20 protein-coding genes are annotated in these 25,715 nt (G+C 68.2%); 5 read left to right on the top strand and 15 right to left on the bottom strand.

Annotated elements, in window-relative coordinates:
- Window positions 1-10: 10 nt before the first annotated feature.
- From EZ216_RS18165 to EZ216_RS18120, 10 genes are all read right to left on the bottom strand, one after another.
- Window positions 11-1,270 carry a 6-phosphofructokinase gene (locus EZ216_RS18165; protein WP_135251205.1) on the bottom strand — a complete coding sequence of 420 codons (1,260 nt, stop codon included), beginning with the start codon at window positions 1,268-1,270 and terminating at the stop codon, window positions 11-13.
- A 111-nt stretch (window positions 1,271-1,381) separates the two neighbouring features.
- Window positions 1,382-4,024 (bottom strand): aminopeptidase N, encoded by a 2,643-nt coding sequence (gene pepN / locus EZ216_RS18160; protein ID WP_135251204.1) that lies wholly within the window; start codon window positions 4,022-4,024, stop codon window positions 1,382-1,384.
- Window positions 4,017-4,682: an HAD family hydrolase gene (locus EZ216_RS18155; RefSeq protein ID WP_135251203.1), complete on the bottom strand. Its 666-nt coding sequence runs from the start codon at window positions 4,680-4,682 to the stop codon at window positions 4,017-4,019. The genes pepN and EZ216_RS18155 overlap by 8 nt, the downstream gene beginning before the upstream one ends.
- Window positions 4,679-5,783, bottom strand: a protein-coding gene (prfB, locus tag EZ216_RS18150; protein ID WP_135251202.1) for a peptide chain release factor 2 whose coding sequence is annotated in 2 segments (ribosomal slippage) — window positions 4,679-5,701 and window positions 5,703-5,783 — 1,104 coding nt in all. Because the reading frame shifts where the segments join, the coding sequence is not laid out codon by codon here. Before prfB ends, EZ216_RS18155 begins: the two co-directional genes overlap by 4 nt.
- Before the next feature lie 39 nt (window positions 5,784-5,822).
- Window positions 5,823-6,953, bottom strand: a complete 1,131-nt coding sequence (locus EZ216_RS18145) for a hybrid sensor histidine kinase/response regulator (RefSeq protein WP_239024433.1) — start codon at window positions 6,951-6,953, stop codon at window positions 5,823-5,825.
- Entirely contained in the window at window positions 6,950-7,543 is a 594-nt protein-coding gene (locus EZ216_RS18140; RefSeq protein WP_135251201.1) for a chemotaxis protein CheB, read from the bottom strand. The genes EZ216_RS18145 and EZ216_RS18140 overlap by 4 nt, the downstream gene beginning before the upstream one ends.
- A complete protein-coding gene (locus EZ216_RS18135) occupies window positions 7,540-8,361 on the bottom strand; it encodes a CheR family methyltransferase (RefSeq protein ID WP_135251200.1) in 822 nt (273 codons plus the stop codon). Before EZ216_RS18135 ends, EZ216_RS18140 begins: the two co-directional genes overlap by 4 nt.
- Window positions 8,361-11,807 carry a response regulator gene (locus EZ216_RS18130; RefSeq protein WP_135251199.1) on the bottom strand — a complete coding sequence of 1,149 codons (3,447 nt, stop codon included), beginning with the start codon at window positions 11,805-11,807 and terminating at the stop codon, window positions 8,361-8,363. Before EZ216_RS18130 ends, EZ216_RS18135 begins: the two co-directional genes overlap by 1 nt.
- Window positions 11,808-11,950: 143 nt before the next feature.
- Window positions 11,951-12,871 (bottom strand): SEL1-like repeat protein, encoded by a 921-nt coding sequence (locus tag EZ216_RS18125; RefSeq protein WP_135251198.1) that lies wholly within the window; start codon window positions 12,869-12,871, stop codon window positions 11,951-11,953.
- Between the two features lie 320 nt (window positions 12,872-13,191).
- On the bottom strand, window positions 13,192-14,094 hold the full coding sequence (locus EZ216_RS18120; protein WP_135251197.1) for an alpha/beta fold hydrolase: 903 nt from the start codon (window positions 14,092-14,094) through the stop codon (window positions 13,192-13,194).
- A gap of 27 nt (window positions 14,095-14,121) precedes the next feature.
- On the opposite strand from EZ216_RS18120, the gene EZ216_RS18115 reads away from it, so the two are divergent.
- Window positions 14,122-15,864 (top strand): acetate--CoA ligase, encoded by a 1,743-nt coding sequence (locus EZ216_RS18115; RefSeq protein WP_239024432.1) that lies wholly within the window; start codon window positions 14,122-14,124, stop codon window positions 15,862-15,864.
- A 64-nt stretch (window positions 15,865-15,928) separates the two neighbouring features.
- On the opposite strand, the gene EZ216_RS18110 is transcribed toward EZ216_RS18115, so the two are convergent.
- Together EZ216_RS18110 and EZ216_RS18105 are read right to left on the bottom strand one after the other, a co-directional pair.
- Window positions 15,929-16,831, bottom strand: coding sequence for an amino acid ABC transporter substrate-binding protein (locus tag EZ216_RS18110; protein WP_135251196.1), 903 nt, complete (start codon window positions 16,829-16,831; stop codon window positions 15,929-15,931).
- 46 nt (window positions 16,832-16,877) lie between these two features.
- Window positions 16,878-18,212 (bottom strand): aspartate aminotransferase family protein, encoded by a 1,335-nt coding sequence (locus EZ216_RS18105; RefSeq protein ID WP_135251195.1) that lies wholly within the window; start codon window positions 18,210-18,212, stop codon window positions 16,878-16,880.
- A 122-nt stretch (window positions 18,213-18,334) separates the two neighbouring features.
- On the opposite strand from EZ216_RS18105, the gene EZ216_RS18100 reads away from it, so the two are divergent.
- Window positions 18,335-19,204 (top strand): MurR/RpiR family transcriptional regulator, encoded by an 870-nt coding sequence (locus EZ216_RS18100; protein ID WP_135251194.1) that lies wholly within the window; start codon window positions 18,335-18,337, stop codon window positions 19,202-19,204.
- 28 nt (window positions 19,205-19,232) lie between these two features.
- On the opposite strand, the gene EZ216_RS18095 is transcribed toward EZ216_RS18100, so the two are convergent.
- Window positions 19,233-19,475 (bottom strand): glutaredoxin family protein, encoded by a 243-nt coding sequence (locus tag EZ216_RS18095; protein ID WP_135251193.1) that lies wholly within the window; start codon window positions 19,473-19,475, stop codon window positions 19,233-19,235.
- 23 nt (window positions 19,476-19,498) lie between these two features.
- The gene (locus tag EZ216_RS18090; RefSeq protein ID WP_135251192.1) at window positions 19,499-20,233 is read right to left on the bottom strand and encodes a DNA-formamidopyrimidine glycosylase family protein; all 735 of its coding nucleotides are present in this window, start codon (window positions 20,231-20,233) and stop codon (window positions 19,499-19,501) included.
- Window positions 20,234-20,329: 96 nt separating this feature from the next.
- On the opposite strand from EZ216_RS18090, the gene EZ216_RS18085 reads away from it, so the two are divergent.
- From EZ216_RS18085 to plsY, 3 genes are read left to right on the top strand one after another with little or no spacing between them, the layout of a single operon-like run.
- A complete protein-coding gene (locus tag EZ216_RS18085; protein WP_135251191.1) occupies window positions 20,330-21,391 on the top strand; it encodes an aldo/keto reductase in 1,062 nt (353 codons plus the stop codon).
- 17 nt (window positions 21,392-21,408) lie between these two features.
- Window positions 21,409-21,900 (top strand): aminoacyl-tRNA deacylase, encoded by a 492-nt coding sequence (locus EZ216_RS18080; RefSeq protein WP_135251190.1) that lies wholly within the window; start codon window positions 21,409-21,411, stop codon window positions 21,898-21,900.
- A 29-nt stretch (window positions 21,901-21,929) separates the two neighbouring features.
- Window positions 21,930-22,562 carry a glycerol-3-phosphate 1-O-acyltransferase PlsY gene (plsY, locus tag EZ216_RS18075; protein ID WP_135251189.1) on the top strand — a complete coding sequence of 211 codons (633 nt, stop codon included), beginning with the start codon at window positions 21,930-21,932 and terminating at the stop codon, window positions 22,560-22,562.
- A 248-nt stretch (window positions 22,563-22,810) separates the two neighbouring features.
- On the opposite strand, the gene gcvP is transcribed toward plsY, so the two are convergent.
- Window positions 22,811-25,711 carry an aminomethyl-transferring glycine dehydrogenase gene (gcvP, locus tag EZ216_RS18070; RefSeq protein WP_135251188.1) on the bottom strand — a complete coding sequence of 967 codons (2,901 nt, stop codon included), beginning with the start codon at window positions 25,709-25,711 and terminating at the stop codon, window positions 22,811-22,813.
- Between the last annotated feature and the right edge of the window lie 4 nt (window positions 25,712-25,715).

Raw genomic sequence — 25,715 nt, 5'->3', positions numbered from 1 at the left:
GGGAAAGGAATCAGCGCAGCTCGAACGGGGGCAGCTTGCGCGGGACGGGAACGTTCTTCAGCGTGGCGTACACCGGCAGGCCGTTACGGAAGGCCGGTGCGTCCTCGCCCTTGATCAGCGGCGACAGGTAGCGCCGGCAGGCCGGCGTGATGCCGAAGCCGTCGGCGGTGATGAGGTGGCGCGGCATGGGCTTTTCCACGTTGGCCACCTTGGCCAGCGGCGCGACGCCGATGCGCCAGCGGTAGGGCGAGTCGCTGGTGCGCTCGATGGTGGGCATGACCGCGTTGTGGCCCTTCAGCGCGAGCTTCACGGCCGCCGCGCCGACGTCGTAGGCCTGCTTGACGTCGGTGGCGGAAGCGATGTGCCGCGCGGCGCGCTGCAGGTAGTCGGCCACGGCCCAATGGAACTTGTACCCCAGCGCCTGCTTCACCATGTTGGCCACCACCGGTGCCGCGCCGCCCAGTTGCTGGTGGCCGAAGGCGTCCTGGCTGCCCTGGTCGGCCAGGAACTTGCCGTCGGCGCCCTTGCAGCCTTCGGACACGATGACGGTGCAGAAGCCGTGCTTCTTCACCAGCGTGTCGACGCGCGCGGTGAACTTTTTCTCGTCGAACTCGACCTCGGGGAAGAGGATGACGACGGGGATGCCGTGGTCCTCGACCAGCCCGCCCGCGGCCGCGATCCAGCCGGCGTGGCGGCCCATCACCTCCATGACGAACACCTTGGTGGACGTGCGGGCCATGGAGCACACGTCGAAGGAAGCTTCCAGCGCCGACACGGCCACGTACTTGGCGACCGAGCCGAAGCCCGGGCAGCAGTCGGTGATGGGCAGGTCGTTGTCCACGGTCTTGGGCACGTGGATGGCCTGGATGGGGTAGCCCATCGCCTCGGACAGCTGGCTCACCTTGTAGCAGGTATCGGCCGAGTCGCCGCCGCCGTTGTAGAAGAAGTAGCCGATGTCGTGCGCGCGGAACACCTCGATCAGCCGCTCGTACTCGCGCCGGTGCGTGTCCAGCGACTTGAGCTTGTAGCGGCACGAGCCGAAGGCGCCCGAAGGCGTGGAGCGCAGCAGCGCGATGGCCGCGGCGCTTTCCTTGCCGGTGTCGATCAGGTCTTCGGTCAGCGCGCCGATGATGCCGTCGCGGCCGGCGTAGACCTTGCCGATGCGGTCGCGGTGGGCGCGCGCCGTCTCGATGACGCCGCACGCGCTGGCATTGATCACCGCCGTGACGCCGCCGGACTGGGCGTAGAAGGCATTTTTCTTCAGCGGCATTTTCGACCTCCTATGACAAATGACTTCGCCTGCGGCGGTGATGACAAATGACAAAGATGCGTGCGGTCATTCGTCATTGCGCCGGCGCAGCCGCGCGTCATTCGTCATTCGTCATTCAGCCAACGCGCGTGTGACCACCTCACGCACGTCGTTGGACAGGTCCGGCTTGGCGGCCACGCGCGCGATGGCTTCGCGCGCGGCGCCGCGCATCGGCTCGGCCAGCTTGCGCCAGCGGTCCAGCGCGCGGGCCAGGCGGGCGGCCACCTGCGGGTTGATGGCGTCCAGCTCCATCACGCGGTCGCTCCAGAACACGTAGCCGGCGGCGTCCGCGCGATGGAACGCGCCCGGGTTGGCGCTGCAGTAGCTGAAGATCAGGCTGCGCGCGCGGTTGGGGTTGCGGACGTTGAAGTCCGGGTGCTGCATCAGCTGCTTCACCGCGGGCAGCACGTTGCCGCCGCGGTCGGGCGCGCCGGCCTGCAGCGCGAACCATTTGTCCAGCACCAGCGCCTCGTCCTTGAACATGGCGTGGAACTTCTGCAGCGCGGGGCGTGCGAGGTCGGAGCCGCCGACCACCAGCGCCGAGAGGGCGTTGAAGCGGTCGGTCATGTTGGAAGCGTCCTTGAAGCGCTGGTACGCCTTGCCCGGCCACACGGTGTCAGAGGAGAGGCGCGCCGCGATGCACAGGTGCGTGAGCGCCAGGCCCGCCAGCGCGCGGCGGCCCGAAGACACCGGGTCGGGCGAGTACGCGCCGCTGTCCTTGTTCGCCTCGTAGGCCGCTTCCCAATCGGGCTGCAGCGCGGTGGCCAGCTGCTGGCGCATGCTTTCGCGCACGGCGTGCACGTGCTGCGGGTCCACCACGTCCAGCTGCTCGGCGATGTAGGTTTCGGCGGGCAGGGTGAGCACCAGTTCCTTGAACGCGGAATCCAGCGTGGGATGGCGCAGGATGTGGCGCATGGCTTCGACGAAGTGCGCGTCCAGCGTCACTTCCCCGCCATGGTGGATGGCCGCGAGCGCGCTCCTCACCGCCAGCCGCTGCGCCGCTTCCCAGCGGTTGAACGGGTCGGTGTCGTGCTCCAGCAGGGCGAGCAGCTGCCCGTCGCTGTAGTCGAAGTCCAGGATCACCGGCGCGGAGAAACCGCGCAGCAGCGAAGGCACCGGTTCGGACGCTAGGTTTTCGACCACCAGCGTGTCGTGCGCCTCGGTCAGCACGTGCATGCCCGAAGCCAGCTCGCGGCCGTCCTGGCCGATCAGTCCCCAGGCGATGGGAATGACCTGCGGCTGCTTGTCGGCCTGCCCCGGCGTGGGCGGGTTGCTTTGCGACAGCTGCAGGCGCCAGGTGCCCGTGCCCGCTTCCCACTGCGGCACCGCGCGCACGCGCGGCGTGCCGGCCTGGCTGTACCAGCGCTTGAACTGGCCCAGCTTCTCGTACAGCGGCGACTGCGTGTTGGCGTCGGCGATGGCCTGCGCGAAGTCGTCGCAGGTGACGGCGTGGCCGTCGTGCCGCTGGAAGTACAGCGTCATGCCGCGCTCGAAGCCTTCCCGGCCCACCAGCGTCTGCATCATGCGCACGACTTCGGCGCCCTTCTCATACACCGTGACGGTGTAGAAGTTGTTGATCTCCAGGTACTGGTCGGGGCGCACCGGGTGCGCCATGGGGCCGGCGTCCTCGGGGAACTGCGCGGTGCGCAGCACGCGCACGTCCTCGATGCGCTTGACCGCGCGGGCCGAGGCTTCGCCCGCCAGGTCCTGGCTGAATTCCTGGTCGCGGAAGACCGTCAGGCCTTCCTTCAGCGACAGCTGGAACCAGTCGCGGCAGGTGACGCGGTTGCCGGTCCAGTTGTGGAAGTACTCGTGGCCCACCACCGACTCGATGTTGCCGAAGTCGGTGTCGGTGGCGGTGGCCTGGTTCGCCAACACGTACTTGGTGTTGAAGATGTTCAGGCCCTTGTTCTCCATGGCGCCCATGTTGAAGTCGCTGGTGGCGACGATCATGAAGCGTTCCAGGTCCAGCGGCAGGCCGAAGCGCGCCTCGTCCCAGGCCACCGAAGCCATGAGCGAATTCATCGCGTGCTCGGTCTTGTCCAGGTCGCCGGGCCGCACGAACACCTGCAGCAGGTGCTCCTTGCCGTTGCGCGCGACGATCTTCTGCTCGCGCGCCACCAGCTGGCCGGCCACCAGCGCGAACAGGTAGCAGGGCTTGCGGAAGGGGTCCACCCACTTGGCGAAGTGGCGGCCGTCCTCCAGGTCGCCGTGGTCCACCAGGTTGCCGTTGGACAGCAGCACGGGGTACTTGCGCTTGTCCGCGCGCAGCAGCACCGTGTAGCTGGCCATCACGTCGGGACGGTCCAGGAAGTAGGTGATGCGGCGGAAGCCCTCGGCTTCGCACTGCGTGAAGAACGAGTCGTTGCTGACGTACAGGCCCATCAGCTTGCTGTTCTTGGCCGGGCAGCAGGTGGTGAAGATTTCCAGCTCGAAGGGCTCGCTGCCTTCCGGCAGGTTTTCCAGCACCAGGCGCCCGCCTTCCATCTTGAACGAGGTGCCCTGGCCGTTGACCAGCACGCGCGCCAGGTTCAGCTCGTCGCCGTCCAGTTTCAGCGGCTGCGGCGGCACGTCGGGGTTGCGGCGGATGCGCATGCGGTTGAGCACGCGGGTCTTGGCCGGGTCGAGGTCGAAGCAGAGTTCGACGGTGTCGATCCAGTACGCCGGGGCCTGGTAGTCGGCGCGGTGGATCACCGCGGTTTGTCCTTCACGCATGGAGGCTCTCCAGAAAGTTCTTCTTCGTCAGTTCTTCGAAATCCGCGGCCTGCGCGATCACGTGGGCGCCCGCGAGCTCGCGGGCGGAATGGGTGGTGCAGATGGCGACCGCGCGCATGCCGGCGCGGGCGGCGGCTTCGATGCCGAAAGGAGCGTCCTCGAACACGATGCACTCGGCCGGCGCAACGCCCAGGCGCCGCGCCGCTTCCAGGAAGATCGCCGGATCGGGCTTGCCGGGCAGGCCCATGTCGCCGCGCACTTCCGCGCCCACTTCCAGCCGCAGGCGCTGCAGCACGAAATGCAGGTTATCGCGGTCGCCACCGGTCGCCACGGCCAGTTTCAGCCCACGCTCGCGCGCCTGGCGCGCGAACGCGGTGAAGCCGGCGACTTCGCGGAACTCGCGGCCGAAGATCTCGCGGTAATCCGCCTCCTTCTGCGCCATCAGCTCCCAGGCGCGCTGCTCCGGCACCTGCGGCCCCAGCACCTCGCGCGCGCATTCCAGGCCGTTGCGTCCCGTGGTGCGGCGCAGGATCTCCTCGGTGGACATCGCCACGCCGTGCCGCCGGCGGAACAGGTCCCACGACTTGGCGTGCGCGGGCATGGAGTCGACCATGGTGCCGTCCATGTCCAGGATGAAGGCGTGGGCCACGTTCGTCATACGCCCTGCTTGAGCGAAGCCTCGATGAACGGGTCGAGGTCGCCGTCCAGCACCTTCTGGGTGTTGGAGATCTCGACGCTGGTGCGCAGGTCCTTGATGCGGCTCTGGTCCAGCACGTAGCTGCGGATCTGGTGGCCCCAGCCGACGTCGGTCTTGGTGTCTTCCAGCTTCTGCTGCTCTTCCATGCGCTTGCGCATCTCGTGGTCGTACAGGCGCGAGCGCAGGCGCTGCCAGGCGACGTCGCGGTTGCTGTGCTGGCTGCGGCTGTCCTGGCACTGCACCACGATGCCGGTGGGCACGTGCGTCAGGCGCACCGCCGAGTCGGTCTTGTTGATGTGCTGGCCGCCCGCGCCGGAAGCGCGGAAGGTGTCGACGCGCACGTCGGCGGGGTTGATGTTGATCTCCACCGAGTCGTCGATCTCGGGGTAGACGAACACGCTGGCGAAGCTGGTGTGGCGGCCGCCCGCGCTGTCGAACGGCGACTTGCGCACCAGGCGGTGCACGCCGGTTTCGGTGCGCAGCAGGCCGTAGGCGTAGTCGCCTTCCACCTTGATGGTGGCGCTCTTGATGCCCGCCACGTCACCGGCCGTCTCGTCCTCGACGTTGGCCTTGAAGCCCTTGCGCTCGGCGTACTTCAGGTACTGGCGCAGCAGCATGCTGGCCCAGTCGCAGGCTTCCGTGCCGCCGGCGCCGGCCTGGATGTCCAGGAAGGCGTTCATCGGGTCGGCCGGCTTGTCGAACATGCGCCGGAACTCCAGGTCCTCGACGACCTTGGTGAGCTTGGCGGTCTCGCCTTCGATGGTGAGCAGCCCGGCTTCGTCGCCGTCGGCCTTGCTCATCTCCCACAGCTCCAGGTTGTCGGCCAGCTCGCGGTCCAGGTCCTGGATGACGAGCACGATGCCGTCCAGCTGCTTCTTTTCCTTGCCCAGCTCCTGGGCCTTCTTCGGGTCGTTCCAGACCGCGGGGTCTTCCAGCGAGGCGTTGACGGTCCTCAGGCGCTCCGATTTGGCATCGAAGTCAAAGATACCTCCGGAGATCCGCGCACCGCGACTGCAGGTCGGTGAGGGTGCTGCCGATGAGGTTGGTGCGTTCTGCGTCCATGGTGCTTGTCTTCTTCCGGGGCCAAAGGGCGGGATTTTCTCATGCCCCCGCGGCCGGCAGCGGCAGCCGGAGCGTGAATTCGGCCCCGTCGCCAGGGTCGCTGCGCAGCTCCAGCCGGCCGCCGTGGGCTTCCACGATCTGCCGGCTGATGAACAGGCCCAGCCCCAGGCCGGCCACCTGCCCGCCGGTGGAGCCGCGCTCGAACTGCTGGAAGATGCGTTCCTGCTCCGCGGCGGGCACGCCGGGGCCCTGGTCGCGCACCGACAGCAGCGCCTCGCGCCCTTCGGTGCGAAGCCGCACCGCCACTGGTTGGCCGCGCCCGTAGCGCAGCGCGTTGGTCAGCAGGTTCAGCACCACCTGTTCCAGCCGGAACTCGTCGCCGACGAAGCCCATGGCCGCGGGCGCCTCCACGGAGATCTGCACGCCCGCGGTGCGGGCCTGGTCGTGCACCGCTTCCACGGCGCGCCGCGCCGCCAGCGCCAGGTCCATCTCGCTGGGCGACATCGCCAGCCGCCCGGTGCGTGCGCGCGAGATGTCCAGCAGGTCGTCCAGCAGCCGGATCATGCTGCGGATCTGGTGCTCGTCGCGCGACACCATCTTCTGGAAAGCCGCCAGGTCTGGCGGCTGGCCCTTGGCCGCCATGCGCTGGCGCAGCTGCGCCTGCAGGTACAGCGCGTTCAGCGGATTGCGCAGCTCGTGCGACACCATCGACAGGAAGTCGTCGCGCATCTTCACCGCGCGTTCCAGCTGCTCCTGCATGCGCAGCAGCTCCTGGCGCTGGCGGTACAGGTCGACGAAGACGTCCACCTTGCTGCGCACCGCCACGGGGTCCAGCGGCTTGTAGAGGAAATCGACGGCGCCGGTCTCGTAGCCGCGGAAGGCGTAGTTCAGCTCGCGGCCCGCCGCGGTGACGAAGACGATGGGGATGTGGCGCGTGCGCTCGGTGCCGCGCATCAGCTCGGCCAGTTCGAAGCCGTCCATCGAAGGCATCTGCACGTCGACGATGGCCAGCGCGAACGGGTGTTCCAGCATCAGCGACAGCGCCTCTTCGCCGCCGCGCGCGCTGAACACGCGCCGGCCGCTGCCGCGCACCAGCGCTTCCAGGGCGACCAGGTTCTCCCGCAGGTCGTCGACCAGCAGCAGGTTGGTTTCGGGCATCGGCGTGCTCATGGCCTCAGCAGTTTCTCCAGCAGCGGCCGCAGTTCGGCCAGGGGCAGCACCGCATGCGGGTTCGCTCGCGCGATGGCCGCTTGCGGCATGGCGGGCTGCGCGGCCTCGTCCGGGTCTTGCGCCAGCGCCAGGCCGCCGGCCGCGCGGATCGCGGCCAGGCCTTCGGCGCCGTCCTCGTTGGCGCCGGTCAGCACCAGGCCCGCCAGCGATTCGCCGTACGCATCGGCGCAGCTTTCCATCAAAACGTCGATGGACGGCCGCGAGAACTGCACGGGCGCCTCGCAGCTGAGCGAGAAAGTGCGGCCGGCCTCCACCAGCAGATGGTAGCCGGGGGGTGCGACGTAGAAATGACCCGGCTCGGCCGGCGCGCCGGGCGCTGCCTCGACGGCGTGAATGCCGAGGCGCCGCGCGAACATCCCGGCCAGCTGGCTGTCGTGGTCTTCCGGGAGGTGCAGCACCACGATCACCGGTGCGCGCCAGGGCGGCTCCAGCCCCGAGAACAGGGTGATCAGCGCATCGATGCCGCCGGCCGAGGCCCCGATGGCCAGCGCCTCGATGGGCGGCGGCAGGTGCTGCAGGGCGCGCCTCACAGGCCTTTCCTCCGGTACAGCCGTTCGGGGCGGCTCACCGCCTCGAAGCTCTGGGCGTAGGCGGTGAAGTCCAGCGTCTCCTTCGTGCCCAGGCCCAGGAAGCCGCGGTGCGACAGCGAGTCGTGGAAGAGGCCGAGCGCGCGGTCCTGCAGCTTCTTGTTGAAGTAGATCAGCACGTTGCGGCAAGAGACGAACTGCGTCTCGGCGAACACCGAGTCGGTGGCCAGGCTGTGGTCGGCGAAGGTGATGGCGTCGCGCAGGCGCTTGTCGAACAGAGCGCCGCCATAGGCCGCCGTGTAGTAGTCGCTGAAGCTGGCCGTGCCGCCCGCGCGCTGGTAGTTGCGCGTGAAGGCCTGCATGTGGTTTAGCGCGAACACGCCCCGGCGCGCGCGGTCCAGCGACGCGTGGTTGATGTCGGTGGCGTAGAAGATGGTGCGCTCCAGCAGGCCTTCTTCCAGCAGCAGGATGGCCATCGAGTAGGGCTCCTCGCCGGTGCTGCACCCGGCCACCCAGACCTTGATGGAAGGGTAGGTGCGCAGCACGGGCACCACGTGCTTGCGGATGGCGAGGAAGTACTCGGGGTCGCGGAACATGCCGCTGACCGGCACCGTCAGGTACTGCAGCAGCACGTCGAACTCGCCCGGCTGGTGCAGCACGCGGTCCTGCAGGGCCGAGATGGAAGCCGCGCCCATGCGCTGCTGCGCCTGCAGCACGCGGCGCTTGAGCGAAGCCGGCGCGTAGTCGCGGAAGTCGTGCCCCCAGCGCAGGTACACCGCTTCCACCAGCAGGCGGATCTCGATGTCCGCCAGCGAAGCCATCAGAGCCGCTCCATCTTGGGCATCCACACCCGCATCAGCGAGAAGAGGCGCTCCAGCTCGATCGGCTTGGCCAGGTAGTCGTTGGCGCCCGCGTCCAGGCAGCGCTGCTGGTCTTCCTTCATCGCCTTGGCGGTGACGGCGATGATGGGCAGCTTCTGCCAGCGCGGGTCCTTGCGGATCTCGCGCGTGGCGGCGTAGCCGTCCATCTCCGGCATCATGATGTCCATCAGCACCAGGTCGATGGCGTCGGGCTGCGCGCGCATCTTCTCCAGCGCCTCGACGCCGTTGCGCGCGGTTTCCACCGCCGCGCCCTTGTGCTCCAGCGCGCTGGTCAGCGCGAAGATGTTGCGCATGTCGTCGTCCACCACCAGGATGCGGCGGCCCTCGAAGGCGCGGTCGCGGCTGCGCGCGGTGCGCAGCATCTTCTGCTGCTCGGCCGAGAGGGTGTTCTCCACCTGGTGCAGGAACAGCGTCACCTCGTCCAGCAGCCGCTCGGGCGAGCGCGCGCCCTTGATGATGATGGACCGCGAGTAGCGGCGCAGCTCGGCTTCCTCGTCGCGCGTGAGGTTGCGGCCGGTGTACACGATCACCGGCGGGAACGAGCGCGTCTCGCCCGAGGACATGCGGCGCAGCAGTTCCTGCCCGGTCATGTCGGGCAGCTTCAGGTCGATGATCATCACGTCGAACATCGAGCCGGCCAGCGCTTCCAGCGCATCGGCGCCGCGGGACACCGGCACGATCTGCACGTCGCCTTCGCCGATCAGCCGCGCGATGCTTTCCTGCTGGCGCTGGTCGTCCTCGACCAGCAGCACGCGCTTGACCTTCTGGCTCAGCTTGGATTCGACGCGGCTGAACACTTCCTGCAGCTGCTCGCGCGTGGCCGGCTTGCGCGCGTAGCCGATCGCGCCCAGGTGCAGTGCGGTCTCGGTGCGGTCGTCGACGGAGATGACGTGCACCGGCACGTGGCGCGTGCGCGGGTCTTCCTTCAGCCGCTGCAGGACGGACAGGCCCGAGTCGCCGGGCAGCTGCATGTCCAGCAGCACCGCGTCGGGCTTGTGCTCGCGCGCCAGCGAGACGCCTTCGTCGGCGTGGTACGCCACCAGGCAGCGGTAGCCCAGCTCGTGCGCCAGGTCGAACAGGATGTGCGCGAACGACTCGTCGTCTTCCACCACCAGCACCGTGCGGCGCCCGTTGGCCGCGGCCTGCCGGTCATCGGCGAAAGGCGGTGCGCCGGTGGGCGCGGGCGCCGGCGGGGGAGCAGTGACGCGCGTCTCGGGCCGCGGGGTGGGCGTCGGCGCGGGCACCGGCTCGGCGCCGGCTTCGTATTCCAGCGGCAGGACCACGGTGAAGGTGCTGCCCACGCCGGGCGTGCTGTGCAGCGCGATGTCGCCGCCCAGCAGCTTGGCCAGGTCGCGCGAGATGGTGAGGCCCAGGCCCGTGCCGCCGAAGCGGCGGCTGACGGTGCCGTCGGCCTGGCGGAACGCTTCGAAGATCAGTTCCTGCTGCGAGGGTTCGATGCCGATGCCGCTGTCGCGCACCTCGAACGACAGCGCGCCGTTGCCGCTGCGCGCGACGTGCACGGCGACGGTGCCGCGCTCGGTGAACTTCAGCGCGTTGGACAGCAGGTTGCGCAGGATCTGCTCCAGCCGCTGGCGGTCGGTGTACAGCGTGTCGGGCAGGTCCTGCGCCAGGTGCCATTCCAGCTGCACGCCCTTGCGCGCGGCCAGCGGCTCGAACATGCTGCGCAGCCCCTGCGCCACCGAGGCGATGGGCGTCACCTCGGGCCGCATCTCCAGCTTGCCCGCTTCGACCTTGGCGATGTCCAGGATGTCGTTGATCAGGTTCAGCAGGTCGTTGCCGGCCGAGTAGATGGACTGCGCGAACTTGACCTGCTCGTCGCTCAGGTTGCCGGCCGGGTTGTCCGACAGCAGCTTGGCCAGGATCAGCGAGCTGTTCAGCGGCGTGCGCAGCTCGTGCGACATGTTGGCCAGGAACTCGCTCTTGTAGCGGCTGGCGCGCTGCAGTTCGGCCGCGCGCTCTTCCAGCTCCTGCTGCGCCACGCGCAATTCGTCGCGCTGGTCCTCCAGCCGCCGCGCCTGTTCTGACAGCTGCACGTTGGTCTGCTCCAGCTCCACCTGCTGGCTTTCCAGGTGGGCCTGCGAATCCTTCAGCGCGCGCGACTGCTCCTCGAGTTCCTCGTTGGCGGTGCGCAGTTCCTCCTGCTGCACCTGCAGTTCCTCGTTCAGCTGCTGCGTTTCCTCCAGCGCGTCCTGCAGGCGGCGGCGGTTGCGCGCGCTGTCGATGGCCGCGCCGACGATGGTGCCGGCGGCGCCGGCCATGTCGCGCTCGCGGCGGCCGGGCGCGTGCAGGAAGCCCGCTTCCAGCACGCCCACCAGGCGGCCCTCGTCCTGCAGCGGCTGCAGCAGGATGGCGCGCGGCGCGGCGGCGCCCAGCGCGGAGTTCACGCGCAGGTAGCCGTCGGGGACTTCGTCCAGGACCATCGCCGTGCGCTGCGCGCCGCACTCGGCGACCAGCGAGCGGCCGGCCGGCAGGTGCTCACCGGTGCCGCCGGCTTCGGGCGACCAGCCCCAGGTGGCGATGCGGGTGAAGTCGCCGCTTTCGTTGGCCAGGTACACCGCGCCGACCGTCAGCCCGATGGACTGCGACAGCAGTTCCAGCGCCCCGTGGCCCACGCCTTCGAGCTGCTGCTCGCGCACCAGCCGGTCGGACAGGCGGTTGCGGCCTTCGCGCAGCCAGCCCTGCTCCAGCAGCTCGTCGCTCTGGCGCTTCTGTTCCTGGAGCGCGGATTCGAAGGACCCGGAAAGTCCCAGCAGGTCCGCGCGGCCGCGCCAGGCGAGCAGGGCGCCCAGCGCCAGCATCAGCGCCACCGACAGGGCGACCGCTCCGGTGACGTTGCGGTTGACGGCGTTGGTGCGCTCGGCGCGCAGGCGCAGCTCGTTGTTGACGAATTCGTCGTAGCGGTCGCGGACCGCGTCCTTGATCTGCTTGCCGCGGCCCACGCCCGCGGACTGGTAGTTCGGCTCGGTGCGCTTGCGGGCGAAGGCCGTCTTCGCCGACTCGTACCACTCCTTCTGCAGGCTCTGGATGACGGCGATGCGCTCTGCCTGCTGCGGGTTGTCGGACACCTGCTCCTTCAGCAGCTGCATCTCCGACGACAGCAGCGCCTGCGTGCCCTCGTAGTCCTCCAGGTAGCGTTCGTCGCCGCTCAGCAGGAAGCCGCGCGCGGCGCTCTCGAGCGACAGGTCCAGCTTCTGGTTGGCGTAAGCGCGTGCGAGCACGCGGTCGGTGTGCTCCACCAGCCGGAACGCGTCCAGCAGGTACACGATGACGACGCAGAAAACGATCGCGGCGAGAAATCCCAGGCCGAGTGGGAGCGCGACGTTGCGGGTGAGGATTCGGCGGAAGGCGCTGCTGTCTTGGGGCACGGGCTTGGATGGAAGCCCGGGTCCTGTCGGGCAAGCGGGCAAGTATGCCCACTCGACAGCTCATCCATGGTGCCTGATCAGCGCGAATCGCGCCTCGAGGGCGCGATCAGAACTCATCCGCGGCGCCGCGCGGGCGCCGGAAGTCAGCGGCCGGGACCGGCCAGGTAGGACTGCGCGCGGCGGTTGCCCGCGCTGGCGGCGCGCTCGAACCAGGACAGCGCCTGCTTCTGGTCGCTCTTGACGGTGGCGCCTTCGAAATAGGCGACGCCGAGGAAGTAGCTCATCTCCGAGCGGCCGTGGCGGATGCCGTCTTCGGTGGACTTGCCCGAGCGCTTGACGATGGCCGGGATGTCGCCCTTGCCGGCCGCGTAGGCCTGCATCTGGTCGATGGTCTGCGAGTAGAAGCGGTCGCGCGCCTGCCCCGCGGCCACCTTGTCGGGCATGGTGGCCACCAGCTCGTCGGCCAGGATGGGCAGCGCCTCGAAAGGTGTCATGCCGCCCTTCATGCGGGGCGAATACCAGGAGCGCAGCATCACGCGGTCCAGCGGCAGCAGGCCGTCGACCTTGACCGGGAAGTAGCTCAGCACGGTCTTGCCGGCCGGGTGACCGCGCACGCCCATGAGGTGCATGGACTCGTGGTACGCGCAGCGGTACACGTCCTTGGTGCGCATCTGGATGTTGGCCTGGTCGATCTTGGCTTCGGTGCGGAAGTCCAGGTAGGTCACGCACGGCTGGTTGTCTTCCAGCGCCGTGTCGGGCGTGATCTCGACCGTGAGGTTGGCCTGCTCGTTCGGCTGGTCGGTGACGTCGACGAGCTTGACGCGCGCCTCGTCGGTCACGGTGCGCAGCGCGCCCATGACGTAGTCCTTGTGCTTGTTGAGGTCGACGCCGGTGAAGCGGACGCGGATGTCGTTTTCCCAGCGCACGATGCGCGTGGGCGTGCCGCTCTGGTGCCAGAGCGATTCCCACAGCGTGCCAAGACCCTGTTCCATGTCATCCGCGGCCATCGCGGCGCACGGCGCCAGCAGAGCTGCAAACAGCAACGACCAGAACTTCCTGCTCATTCCGAGTCACCTCTCATTACTTCTGGCGACAGTATGAGGGTAGGCGTGTTCCTACGCCAGCTTCGAGGCCATGTCTTACAGACAGCCTCCCGAAATGAGGATTTTTCCCAGCGGATGAGGCCGGGACGCATCAGCTGGTGTGCTTGGGTGGCTCAGCTGTGGGGGAAGGGATGCGGGGTCCGCAGCGCAGAGGGCGCAGAGAAGCGCAGAGGACGCAGAGATGAAGAAAGAGAACGGAAAAAATACTTGAGGGATTTCATTTCTCTGCGTTTTCTGCGTCCCTCTGCGGCCTCTGCGCTGCGGACCCCGTATTCGAAAGCTCAGCTGTCGAGGAAATCCTCGAGCAGCCGCGCCAGCAATTCGGGCTGGTCGTGGTGGAGCATGTGGCCGGCGTCCTGCACCGTGGCTTTGCGCAGCTGGGGCACGGCCGCCAGCCGCTCGTGGAACTCGGGCAGCGTGAAGCGGCCCTGCCACCACTGGCTGAGGCTGTCGTCGCTGGCTTCCACCCACAGCACCGGCGCCATGATGCGCCGGTACAGCTCCAGCACTTCGTCGACGCGGAACAGGTTGGCGTTGACGATCTTGTGGGCCGCGTCGCCCAGGATGCGCCAGCGGCCGTTGTCCTCGCGCGCCCAGTGGCGCGCCAGCCAGTCCGCCTTGTCCTGCGACAGCCGGCGGTTGGTCTTCATCAGGCGCCGCGCCACGCCGCCGGCCGAGTCGTAGTCTTTCAGGCTCATCTCGCCGCGGTGCAGGGACTTCAGTTCGTCCATCCACTTGGCGTAGCGGCCCGGCGCCTGCGAAGGGCGCGTGGCGGGCATGCCGAAGCCTTCGAGGTTGACGAGGCGGCGGATGCGCTCCGGCCGCGCGCCGGTGTACAGCATGGCGACGTTGCCGCCCATGCTGTGGCCCACCAGATCAACCGGCTGCCCGCCGCCGTAGTGGTCCAGCAGGAAGTCCAGGTCGGCCAGGTAATCGGGGAACCAGTAGTTGTCGGCCGGAGGAGACTCCGTGAGGCCGTAGCCGCGCCAGTCGGGCGCGATGACGTAGCGGTCCTGCGAGAAGGCGTCGACCACGAACTGGTACGACGCGGCCACGTCCATCCAGCCGTGCACCATCACCAGCGGCGGCTGCCCCGGTGTCGGTTCGCCCCATGCGCGGACGTGGTAGCGCAGGCGGCGGATGGGGACAAACTCGCTGCGCGACGCTCGGCGGGGTTGGTACATTGCCGCCGATCATAGGAGACAGAGACGATGGCCCAGAGTCAAGGCAGCGACAAGCAGGCGGACCACCACGCGGCGATGCACGCTTCGTTCCGCTGGGCGGTGCCGGAGCATTTCAACATCGCGCAGGCGTGCTGCGGCCGCTGGGCGGCCGACGGCGAAGGCGCCGCGCGCGTGGCGGTGCGCGAGCACGTGCCGGACGGCGAGGGCCGCACGCTCACGTTCGCCACGCTGCAGCTGCAGGCCAACCGCCTGGGCAACGTGCTGCGATCGCTCGGCGTGCAGCGCGGCGACCGCGTGGCGCTGGTGATGCCGCAGCGGTTCGAAACCGCCATCGCGTACATGGCCGTCCTGCAGCTGGGCGCGGTGGCCATGCCGCTGTCCATGCTGTTCGGCCCTGAGGCGCTGGCTTACCGCCTGCAGGACAGCGAAGCGGCGGTGGCGCTCTGCGACGAGAGCTCCATCGCCAACCTGCTGGCCGTGCGCGCCGAGTGCCCGGCGCTGAAGACGCTGGTGGGCGTGGGCGCGGCGGCGCTGCAGGCCGACCTGGACTGGGGCGTGGAACTGGCGAAGCAGCCTGCGACGTTCACGGCGGCGAAGACGAAAGCGGATGAAGGCGCGGTGTTGATCTACACCAGCGGCACGACGGGGCCGCCGAAGGGCGCGCTGATCCCGCACCGGGCGTTGATCGGGAACCTGCCGGGGTTTGTGTGCAGCCAGAACTGGTTCGGGTTCCCGGAGTCCGTTCGCCCTGAGACAAGTTCAGCCCGAACGGACAGTGAAGCCGTGTTCTGGTCACCGGCCGACTGGGCGTGGACCGGGGGCCTGATGGACGCGCTGCTCCCCAGCCTGTACTTCGGCCGCCCCATCGTGGCCTACAACGGCCGCTTCTCGCCCGACACGGCGTTCGCGCTGATGCAGGAGCACGGCGTCACGCACAGCTTCCTGTTCCCCACTGCGCTGAAGGCGATGATGAAAGCCTTCCCGCAACCGCGCCGGCAGTTCAGGCTGAAGCTGCAGGCCATCATGAGCGCGGGCGAGGCGGTGGGCGACGCGGTCTTCGCGTACTGCCGCGACCAGCTGGGCGTGGTGGTCAACGAGATGTTCGGCCAGACCGAGATCAACTACGTGGTGGGCAACTGCAGCATGAACGGCCGCACGCCAGGCGGTGTGGGTTGGCCCGCGCGGCCCGGCAGCATGGGCCGGCCGTACCCCGGCCACCGCGTGGCGGTGATCGACGACGACGGCAACGAATGCGCCGCGGGCGTGCCGGGCGACGTCGCCGTGAATCGCTACGACGCGCACGGCCAACCCGACCCGATCTTCTTCATCGGCTACTGGCGCAATGACGGGGCAACGCAGCGCAAGTACACGGGCGACTGGTGCCGCACCGGCGACCTGGCCACGCGCGATGAAGACGGCTACCTCTGGTACCAGGGCCGCGCCGACGACGTGTTCAAGGCCGCGGGCTACCGCATCGGCCCGAGCGAGATCGAGAACTGCCTGGTGAAGCACCCCGCGGTGGCGAACGCGGCGGTCGTGCCGAAGCCGGATGCGGAGCGCGGCGCGCTGGTGAAGGCTTTCGTGGTGCTGGCGCCGGGACACAAGCCCGGCGAGCGACTGATCGCCGAGCTGCAGCAGCACGTGCGCGGCAAGCTGGCGCCCTACGAATACCCGAAGGAGATCGAGTTCATCGACGCGCTGCCCATGACCACCACGGGCAAGGTGCAGCGGCGGGTGCTGCGGCTGCAGGAAGAGGAGAAGGCGCGATGACGCCCGGCGCGGCCTCGCCCTTCGACATCCTGCGGGCGCGCCAGGCGAGGACGGCGTCCTGCCGTCAGATGCCTTTCGACGAAGGGTTGGCGAAGCCTTCCTTCGTCTCGGCATTCAGCGGGTAGTTGATGTTGGCGCCCTTGGGCGGGATCGGGGACATGAACCACCTGTTGTAGAGCCTCTCCATCTCGCCCGATTTCATCATCCCGGTGACCACCCGGTCGACAACCGCCTTCAGTTGCGGGTCGTCCTTGCGGTACATGAGAGCCTGGTTCTCCGTGCGGAGGGCTTCACCCGTGATGGCGAAGTCCTTCGGATTCTTCGCGTTGGCGATCAGGCCGGCCAGCAGGATGTCGTCCAGGACGAATGCCGACGCGCGCCCCGTTTCGAGAAGCAGGAAGGATTCCGCGTGGTCCTTGCCGCCGAGCTGGCTGACGTCGAGGTCCTTGCCCTTGTTCGCTTCGCGCAGAAGGCGATAGGAAGTCGTCCCCGTCGTCGTCACGACGGTTTTTCCCTGAAGGTCCGAGATCGACTTGATGCCCGAATTGGCCTTGACCGCCATGCGGACGTTGTAGCGGAAGATGTCGGGCGAGAAAGCCACGTCCTTCTGCCGTTCCACCAGGTTCGTCGTGGAGCCGCACTCGAGATCCACCGTGCCGTTCACCACCAGCGGTATGCGGTTCTGCGAGGTCACGGTGAGGTACTTCACGTCGACCTTCGGCATCTTGAGCTCGCTCTTGATCGCATCCACGATCTTCATGCAGATGTCGATGCTGTAGCCGATGGGCGTGCCGCCGCCGTCGTTGTAGGAGAACCCGAACGAGGATTCCCGGTTGCCGATGGTGATGGCTCCGGTCTCCTTGATCTTCTTGAGGGTTCCCGTGTCCTGCGCGCTCGCGCCGGTCGCCAGGAGAAGGGTGATCGCGGACAGCGCAGCGCAGACCGCAAGTTGGATGCGAAAGCTCATGGTACGTCCTTGGTGGGGTTGAAGAAACCGGTTGGAAGGGAAGCGATCAGCGCGCCGCCGCACGGGTGACGGCGTCGACGGACGCGGCCAGCAGGCGCACGGCTTCGCGCAGTTCGTCCTGTGTCGCGACAAAAGGAGGGGCAAGCAGCACGTGGTCGCCATGCAGCCCGTCCACGGTGCCGCCGAAGGGATAGCAAAGCAGGCCGCGCTGCATCGCATCGCCCTTGAGCCGGGCGTTGACCGCCAGCGCGGGGTCGAAGGGACGCTTGGATGCGCGGTCGGCGACCAGCTCGATGCCCCAGAAAAAACCACGGCCGCGAATGTCGCCTACGTGCGGATGCTCGCCCAAGGCCTCCCGGAGCCATTCCCCGAACCGGTGGCCGTCGTCGCGAACCTTCCCGAGCAGGCCGTCGCGATGGATGACTCGCTGCACGGCCAGTGCGGCGGCGCAAGCGACCGGGTGGCCGAGGTACGTATGGCCATGCTGGAAGAATCCGCTGCCGCGCGACATCGCTTCGACGATGTGCTTGCCGGCCAGGACCGCTCCCACGGGCTGGTAGCCGCCGCCGAGGCCTTTGGCGACGGTGACGAGGTCGGGCGAGATCCCTTCCTGCTCGCAGGCGTACAGGCTGCCGGTGCGCCCCATCCCGCACATCACCTCGTCCAGGATGAGCAGCACGCCATGGCGGTCGCAGACGCTGCGCACCGCCTTGAAGTAGCCGGGCACGGGGGTGAGAACACCGGCTGTCGCGCCGCCCACGGTCTCGGCGATGAATGCGATGACCCGCCCGGGTCCCTGGGCGACGATCGCGGCTTCCAGCTCGCTCGCGAGGCGCTGCCCGTATTGCTCCGGGGATTCGTCCGGCCGCTGCTCGCGATAGGGATAGCACGGCGCGACATGGGTCGCCGGCATCAGCAGGGGGGCGAACGGCTCGCGGCGCCAGGCATTGCCGCCGACCGCCAGCGCCCCCAGCGTGTTGCCGTGGTAGCTCTGGCGGCGGGCGATGAAGTGGGTGCGTTCGGGCTGGCCCAGCTCCACGAAGTACTGGCGCGCCATCTTGAGCGCCGCCTCGATCGCCTCGGAGCCCCCGCTCACGAGGTAGGCGTGGCTCATGCCCTGCGGCGCGGTCCGTATGAGCTCGTCGGCCAGCCGCTCGGCGACGTCCGTGGTGAAGAAGCTCGTGTGCGCATAGGCCAGCTGCCCCATCTGCGCTTGCATGGCGGCGAGCACGTCGGGGTGTCCGTGGCCCAGCGAAGAGACGGCCGCGCCGCCGGAGGCATCGAGGTAGCGGCGGCCGTCGGCGTCTTCGATGTACACGCCATTCGCGCTGACGGCGCGCGGCGGGGTGCGGCGCAGATGGCGATGGAACACATGGGTCACGGCGAAATCCTTGTGGAATGAATGTCCCACTTAATTCTTAATCGGAACAAATGTTCCGTCAAGGGCCGCCGATCGAACGGGCACTATCCTTGGGCGGCGTCCAATCCCGGCCAAGTCCCGCCATGTCCGTCAAGAACGAATTGCGTCAGCGCTTTCCTGGGCTGCCGCCCACCCTCCAGCAGGTGGCCCGCTATGCGCTCGACCATCCGAACGAGGTGGTCACGAAGTCGATGCGCACCGTGGGCGTGCAGGCGGGCGTGCCGCCCTCGACGCTCGTGAGGTTCGCGCAGCAGCTGGGCTTCGAGGGATGGCCGCAGTTCAAGGAAGCCGTGGCGCAGGACATGGGCCTGGGGTCGGCCGCCTACGGGGACAAGGCGCGCACCCTCCAGGGACGTGCCCAGGACGCCACCCTGGTGGGAGAAATCTTCCAGTCCCACCGGGCCAATCTCGAGACGACGGAACGCCTCAGCGGCGGGGAACTGGTGAAAGCCGCGGCTTTGCTGGAGAAGGCGAACGCGGTGCACGTGGCCGGATTCCGGGCCTGCTTCCCGATCGCTTTCTCACTTGTGTACGTCTACCGCCTCTTCCGGGATGCCGTGCACCTCGTCGATGGACAGGGCGGTTCGCTCGAAATGCAGCAGCGGGCGATGCGCCGCGGCGACGCGCTGGTGGTGGTGAGCTTCGCGCCCTATTCGCGCGAAGCCATCCAGGTCGCCGAGGCGGGCAGGGCCGCGGGATGCAAGCTGCTTGCGCTCACCGACAGCGACGCGTCGCCGCTGTCCCTCATCGCCGACGCCACCCTGCTTTTCACGACGCAGAGTCCGTCCTTTTTCCCATCGGTGACATCGGGCATCGCGCTGGCGGAGTCGCTGCTGGAGATGCTGGCGAGCCGCGCAGGGAAGTCGGGCGTGCGGCGTATCGAGGACGCCGAAGCCGAGTTGTTCTCCACCGGCGCGTACCACAGCACCGGAAGATCCCGCGGCGCTTCCTAGCCGGTGCGCCGCGCCGCTGGCGCGGTCCTCAGAGCTTGAGCTGCGCCAGCGCCGCCTGCAGGCCGGCGACGCCGCCCACGCGCTGGTCGTTGACGAACACCTGCGGCATCTGGCGCACCGAAGGGCCGCACTTCTCGTAGAAGGCCAGGCGCTCGGCCTCGTCGTCGATGCGGATTTCCTCGAAAGGCAGGCCGCGCGACTTCAGGAGCATCTTGGCCGACTCGCATTGCGGGCAGGCGGACTTGGAGTAGACGACGAACTTGGGCTGCATGGCCGGCAGTGTAGCCAGCCTTCTCAGCCGTAGCGGGCCTGGCAGTTTTCGCACCAGAAGCTGCGGCGGTCCGTCACGCCCAGGTGCCCCTTGCGCAGCGGGATGTGGCAGCGCGGGCAGGTGCGCCTGGTGTGCGCCAGCCAGTGCTTCTTCAGCACGAAAGCCTTCTTCCACTCGAGGAAGTCGAAGCTGTACTGCCGCGCCTCGCGAATGAGTTCGCGCAGCTTGGCCGGCGGCAGATCGCCCACGCGCGACAGCGGATGCACGCGGATGCGGAACAGCACTTCGTTCTTGATGATGTTGCCCACCCCCGAGAAGATCGACTGGTCCAGCAGCGCGTCGCAGGCCAGCGTGCCGGGGTGCAGCAGCAGGCGCTTTCGCGCCAGCTCCGGGTCCCACTGGCCGGACAGCACGTCGGCGGCCCAGTCGTACACCAGGTCCAGCGGTTCATCCACCAGCCGGGCCGCGCAGCTGTAGAAGTTCAGCTCGCGCCCGCCGGCAAAGCCCAGCCCGATGCGCAGCGGCTTGTCCTTGCGCTCGTCGATGCAGTACGAGCCGAACATCAGCAGGTGGATGCGCAGCGAGACCTTGGGCGTCTCGACGAGGAAGTGCTTGCCCCAGGTGCGGATGGCCGTGATGGTGCGGCCCTTCAGGCGGCCCTGGTCGATCTTCGAATTGCCTTCCACCCGCAGGATGCGGCGGCCCTCGAACACCTGGGCCTTCTCGCGCAGGATCACCAGGGAGGGGCCTTCGGGCATCGCGGCGTCGTGGGTGGGCTGGACCGGGGAGTTGGTTTATTCTGCGCAGCTTCCCCCGGCAGCCTTGTCCGCCTGCATGCCCAGCCCTTGTCATCCATGAACCTCGTTTCCCTCGGCCAAAGCGACCTGCGGGTCACCCCCATCTGCCTCGGCACCATGGTTTTCGGCGAGCAGGTCGCGCAAGCCGATGCCCACGCCATCATGGACCGCGCCGTGGCGCGCGGCATCAACTTCCTGGACACGGCCGAGATGTACGCCGTGCCCGCGCGCAAGGAAACCTGCGGCGCCACCGAAACCATCATCGGCCACTGGCTGCGCAAGAACCCCGGCCTGCGCCAGAAGCTGGTGATCGCCACCAAGGTGGCCGGTCCCTCGCGCGGCATGCCCTGGGTGCGCGAAGGCGCCGGCATGACGGCGGCGGACATCGTCACGTCCTGCGAAAACTCGCTGCGCCGGCTGGGCATCGAGACGATCGACCTGTACCAGATCCACTGGCCGGAGCGCAACACGCCGATGTTCGGCGCGATGTACTACGACCCCACCAAGGAGCGCACCAAGACTTCGATCCACGAGCAGCTGGAAGCCTTCGGCAAGCTGGTGAAGGACGGCAAGGTGCGCTACATGGGCCTGTCGAACGAGACGCCTTACGGCCTGCACGAGTTCGTGCGCCTGGCCGAACAGCATGGCCTGCCGCGGCCGGCGACGGTGCAGAACGCGTACTGCCTGCTGAACCGCAGCGTGGAAAACGGGCTGGACGAATCGCTCCACCGGCTGGACGTGTCGCTGCTGCCGTACTCGCCGTTGGGCTTCGGCTTGCTGTCGGGCAAGTACGACGAGTCGGGCCTCACCGGCCCGGGTGCGCCGGCCGCCGCGCGCATCGCGAAGTTCGAGTCGGTGCGGGCCGGCCGCTGGGGCCGCGAGGACGCGTTGAAGGCCGCGCGGCGCTACAGCGCGCTGGCGCGCAAGTACGGCCTGTCGCCCGCCACCATGGCACTGGCCTGGTGCTACCAGAAGTGGATCGCGCGCAGCACCATCATCGGCGTGACCTCGCTGGCCCAGCTGGAAGAGGACCTGGACGCGTGGAACGTCAAGCTGCCCGCCGAGCTGCTGGCGGAGATCGACCAGGTGCGCTGGGAGATGCGCGACCCGGCCATCTGACAATCTGGGTTGGCGCCGTGGCGAAGAAAGAGCACGTCAGCGAGACACCGGCCACGGCGATGCTCAAGGCTCATCGCGTGGTCTTCACCGAGCATCCCTACGAGTACCTGGAACACGGCGGCGCGGAGCACAGCGCGGCCGTGCTCGGCTTCGATCCGTTCACCGTGGTGAAGACGCTGGTGATGGAGGACGAAAAGGCGCGGCCGCTGATCGTGCTGATGCACGGCAACCGCAAGGTGTCGACCAAGAACCTGGCGCGGCAGATCGGGGCCAAGTCGGTGGAGCCGTGCAAGCCCGAGGTGGCCAACCGCCACAGCGGCTATCTGGTCGGCGGCACCTCGCCTTTCGGCACGCGCAGGGAGATGCCGGTGTACGTGGAGGAGACCATCCTCGCCCTGCCGCGCATCTGCATCAACGGCGGGCGGCGCGGGTACCTGGTGGGCATCGAACCCCAGGTGGTGGTGCACTTGCTCGGCGCCAAGCCCGTTCACTGCGCGCTGGAAGACTAGCCCATCGGTGGCTGGCAAAATCGCCGGCCATGGACGCCTTGTATCCCGTGCTGGCCGCGATCGCGGCCTACCTGGTCGGCTCGCTGGCCTTCGCCGTCATTGTCAGCCGCGCGATGGGGCTGTCGGACCCGCGCACTTTCGGCAGCAAGAACCCCGGCGCGACCAACGTGCTGCGTTCGGGCAGCAAGGCGGCCGCGCTCGTCACGCTGTTGCTCGATGCGTGCAAGGGGTTGGTGCCGGTGCTGCTGGTGCGTCTCTATGGCAAGCGTTTCGGGCTGGAGGATGGGACGGTGGCGATGGTGGCTTTGGGGGCGTTCCTCGGGCACCTCTATCCGGTCTTCTTCCGGTTCCGGGGCGGGAAGGGCGTCGCGACGTTCATCGGGGCGGTGTTCGGCATCCATTGGCTGCTGGGCATCGCGACCGGGCTGACGTGGCTGATCATCGCGTTCTTCTTCCGGTATTCGTCTCTTGCCTCGCTGGTGTCTGCGGTGTTCGCGCCTGTGTATTTCCTGCTGGGTTCCGGGATCCAGTGGTATGCGGAGGCGGAGGTGGTGATGGCGCTGTTCGCGATGGCCGCGCTGCTGGTGTGGCGGCATCGGGAGAACATCAAGCGGCTGCTGGCGGGGACGGAGTCTCGGCTCGGGAAGAAGAAGCGGGTTTAGCCGCCGCGCTGGGACCAGTGTGCGGGTTCGAAGAAGCATTCCACCTACAGCGCGCGACCCCTCAACGGCGTCATTCCCGCGAAGGCGGGAATCCATGGCTTCCACTACAGCCGTTGAATGCGGACGCCATGGATTCCCGCCTTCGCGGGAATGACGCCATTGGGGAACCCCGCACACCGTTCCACGCGCCAAGCCGGGCACCGCCTGGCGCGCCGCACGGCCTTCGATACGAAAGAGACGGACCGGACTTACTCGTACGCCGACATCGGCACGCAAGAACAGAACAGATTCCGATCCCCGTACACGTTGTCCACGCGCCCGACAGGGGGCCAGTACTTCGCATGCCGGCGTTCATCCAGCACCGCCGCCCCAGCTTCGCGCGGATACGCGTGCGTCCACTCTCCCTTCAGCAACGCACCTGCGGTATGCGGCGCGTTCCTCAGAGGGTTGTCGTCCTGCGGCCACTCGCCACGCTCCACGCGCCTGATCTCCTCGCGGATGGAAATCATGGCGTCGATGAACCGGTCGATCTCCTCCAGCGTCTCGCTCTCGGTCGGCTCCACCATCAGCGTGCCGGCCACCGGGAACGACAGCGTCGGCGCGTGGAAGCCGTAATCGATAAGCCGCTTGGCCACATCTTCGGCGGAGACGCCGCTGCTGTCCTTCAGCGGACGCAGGTCCAGGATGCACTCGTGCGCGACGTGGCCGTTGGGGCTGGCGTACAGCGTCGGGTAGTGGTCCTTCAGCCGCGTGCTGATGTAGTTGGCCGAGAGGATGGCGACTTCGGTGGCCTGGCGCAGGCCCTCGGCGCCCATCATGCGGCAGTACATCCAGCTGATGGGCAACACAGCGGCGTTGCCCAGCGGCGCGGCCGACACGGCGCCCACCGGATGGCCGGTGATGCCGCCCGCTTCGTGGCCGGGCAGGAAAGGCACGAGGTCTTCGACGACGCACACCGGGCCCACGCCGGGTCCGCCGCCGCCGTGCGGGATGCAGAACGTCTTGTGCAGGTTCAGGTGGCTGACGTCGCCGCCGAATTCACCGGGCGCGGCCACGCCCACCAGCGCGTTCATGTTGGCGCCGTCCACGTACACGCGGCCGCCGTAGGCGTGCACCATCTCGCACAGCTCCTTCACCTGCGTCTCGAACACGCCGTGCGTGCTGGGGTAGGTGATCATGATGCAGGCAAGGTTGTCCTTGTGCTGCTCGCACTTGGCCTTCAGGTCGCCGAGGTCCACGTTGCCGTTCGTGTCGCACGCCGTCACCACCACCTGCATGCCGACCATCTGCGCGCTGGCGGGGTTGGTGCCGTGCGCGGACGAGGGGATCAGGCAAACGTTGCGGTGGCTCTGGCCTTTGCTCTCATGCCACGCCTTGATGGCCAGCAGGCCGGCGTATTCACCTTGCGATCCGGCGTTGGGCTGCAGGCTGATGCCGGCGTAGCCGGTGGCTTGGCACAGCCAGTCGCGAAGCTGCTTGTCCAGCTCGGCGTAGCCGGCCAGCTGGTCGCGCGGCGCGAACGGGTGCACGTGCGCGAATTCCGGCCAGGTGATGGGGATCATCTCGCTGGTGGCGTTCAGCTTCATCGTGCAGCTGCCCAGCGGGATCATGCTGCGGTCCAGCGCCAGGTCCTTGTCGGACAGCGCGCGGATGTAGCGCAGCATGCCGGTTTCGCTGTGGTGCGTGTTGAACACCGGGTGCGCGAGGAATTCGCTGGTGCGGCGCAGTTCTCGCGGGATCAGCGGCTCGATGCCCTTCTCGTAGTCGGCGAACGTGGGCAGCGCCTGGCCATCCTTCGCGAAGATCTTCCACAGCAGTTCGATCTCGGCGCGCGTGGTGGTCTCGTCCAGCGAGATGCAGGTGTACTCGTCCCAGGCCTGCCGCAGGTTGGCGCCCATGGAGATGGCGCGCTGTGCCAGCCGCTGCGTGTCGCCCTTGGTGTGGAACGACAGCGTATCGAAAGCGGTCTGGTGGTGCATCTGCGCGCGCGACCAGCCCAGCTTCTCCAGCCCCGCGGCCAGCACGGCGGTGTACGCCGCCACGCGTTGCGCGATGCGCTTCAGCCCCTGCGGGCCGTGGTAGACGGCGTACATGCTGGCGATGACCGCCGGCAGCACCTGCGCCGTGCAGATGTTCGACGTGGCCTTCTCGCGGCGGATGTGCTGTTCGCGCGTCTGCAGCGCCAGGCGGTACGCCGGGTTGCCGTGGCTGTCGACGCTGACGCCCACCAGGCGGCCCGGCATGGACCGCTTGTAGTCGTCGCGGCACGCCAGGTACGCGGCGTGCGGGCCGCCCGCGCCCATCGGCATGCCGAACCGCTGCGTGTTGCCCACCACGATGTCGGCGCCCATCTCACCCGGCGGCACGATCACCGCCAGCGCCAGCAAGTCGGCCGCGAAGATGGCCGCAGCCTGCTTGGCGTGGATCTTGTCGACCTCGGGCTTCCAGTCGTGCACCCAGCCGCTGCTGGCGGGGTATTGGATCAGCGCGCCGAAGAAGTCGCCCTGCATGGCCTGGTCCCACTCCTGCGCGGAGTTGGCGACCACCACGTGGATGCCCAGCGGCTGCGCGCGCGTCTTCACCACTTCGATGGTCTGCGGGTGGCAGTCGCCGCCGATGACGAAGGTGTCGCTCTTGCTCTTCACGCTGCGCTTGGCCAGCGTCATGGCTTCGGCCGCGGCGGTGGCTTCGTCCAGCATCGACGCGTTGGCGATGGGCATGGCGGTGAGGTCGCACACCATGGTCTGGAAGTTGACCAGCGCCTCCATGCGGCCCTGCGAGATCTCGGCCTGGTAGGGCGTGTACGCGGTGTACCAGGCGGGGTTCTCCAGGATGTTGCGCAGGATGACGCCCGGCGTCAGCGTGCCGTAGTAGCCCTGGCCGATGAAGCTCTTGTGGACCTTGTTCTTGTTGGCGATGCCGCGCAGTTCCAGGAGCGCCTGCGCCTCGGTCAGCGGCGCGGGCAGCTTCATGGCCGTGGCGCGCGCGATGGAACGCGGCACGATGCTTTCGATCAGCGCGCGGCGCGAAGCCTCGCCGATGACCGACAGCATGTGCTTCTCGCCCGCTTCGTCGATGCCGATGTGGCGCGGGATGAATTCGGTGGGGTTCTCGAGCTCGCCGAGGGGGCGGGCGGATTGCATCAGCATGGGG

It is taken from the genome of Ramlibacter humi, assembly GCF_004681975.1.
Classification (GTDB): domain Bacteria; phylum Pseudomonadota; class Gammaproteobacteria; order Burkholderiales; family Burkholderiaceae_C; genus Ramlibacter; species Ramlibacter humi.
The sequence above is the reverse complement of the archived record's forward strand: the minus strand, read 5'-3'. Positions and strand labels throughout refer to the sequence as shown.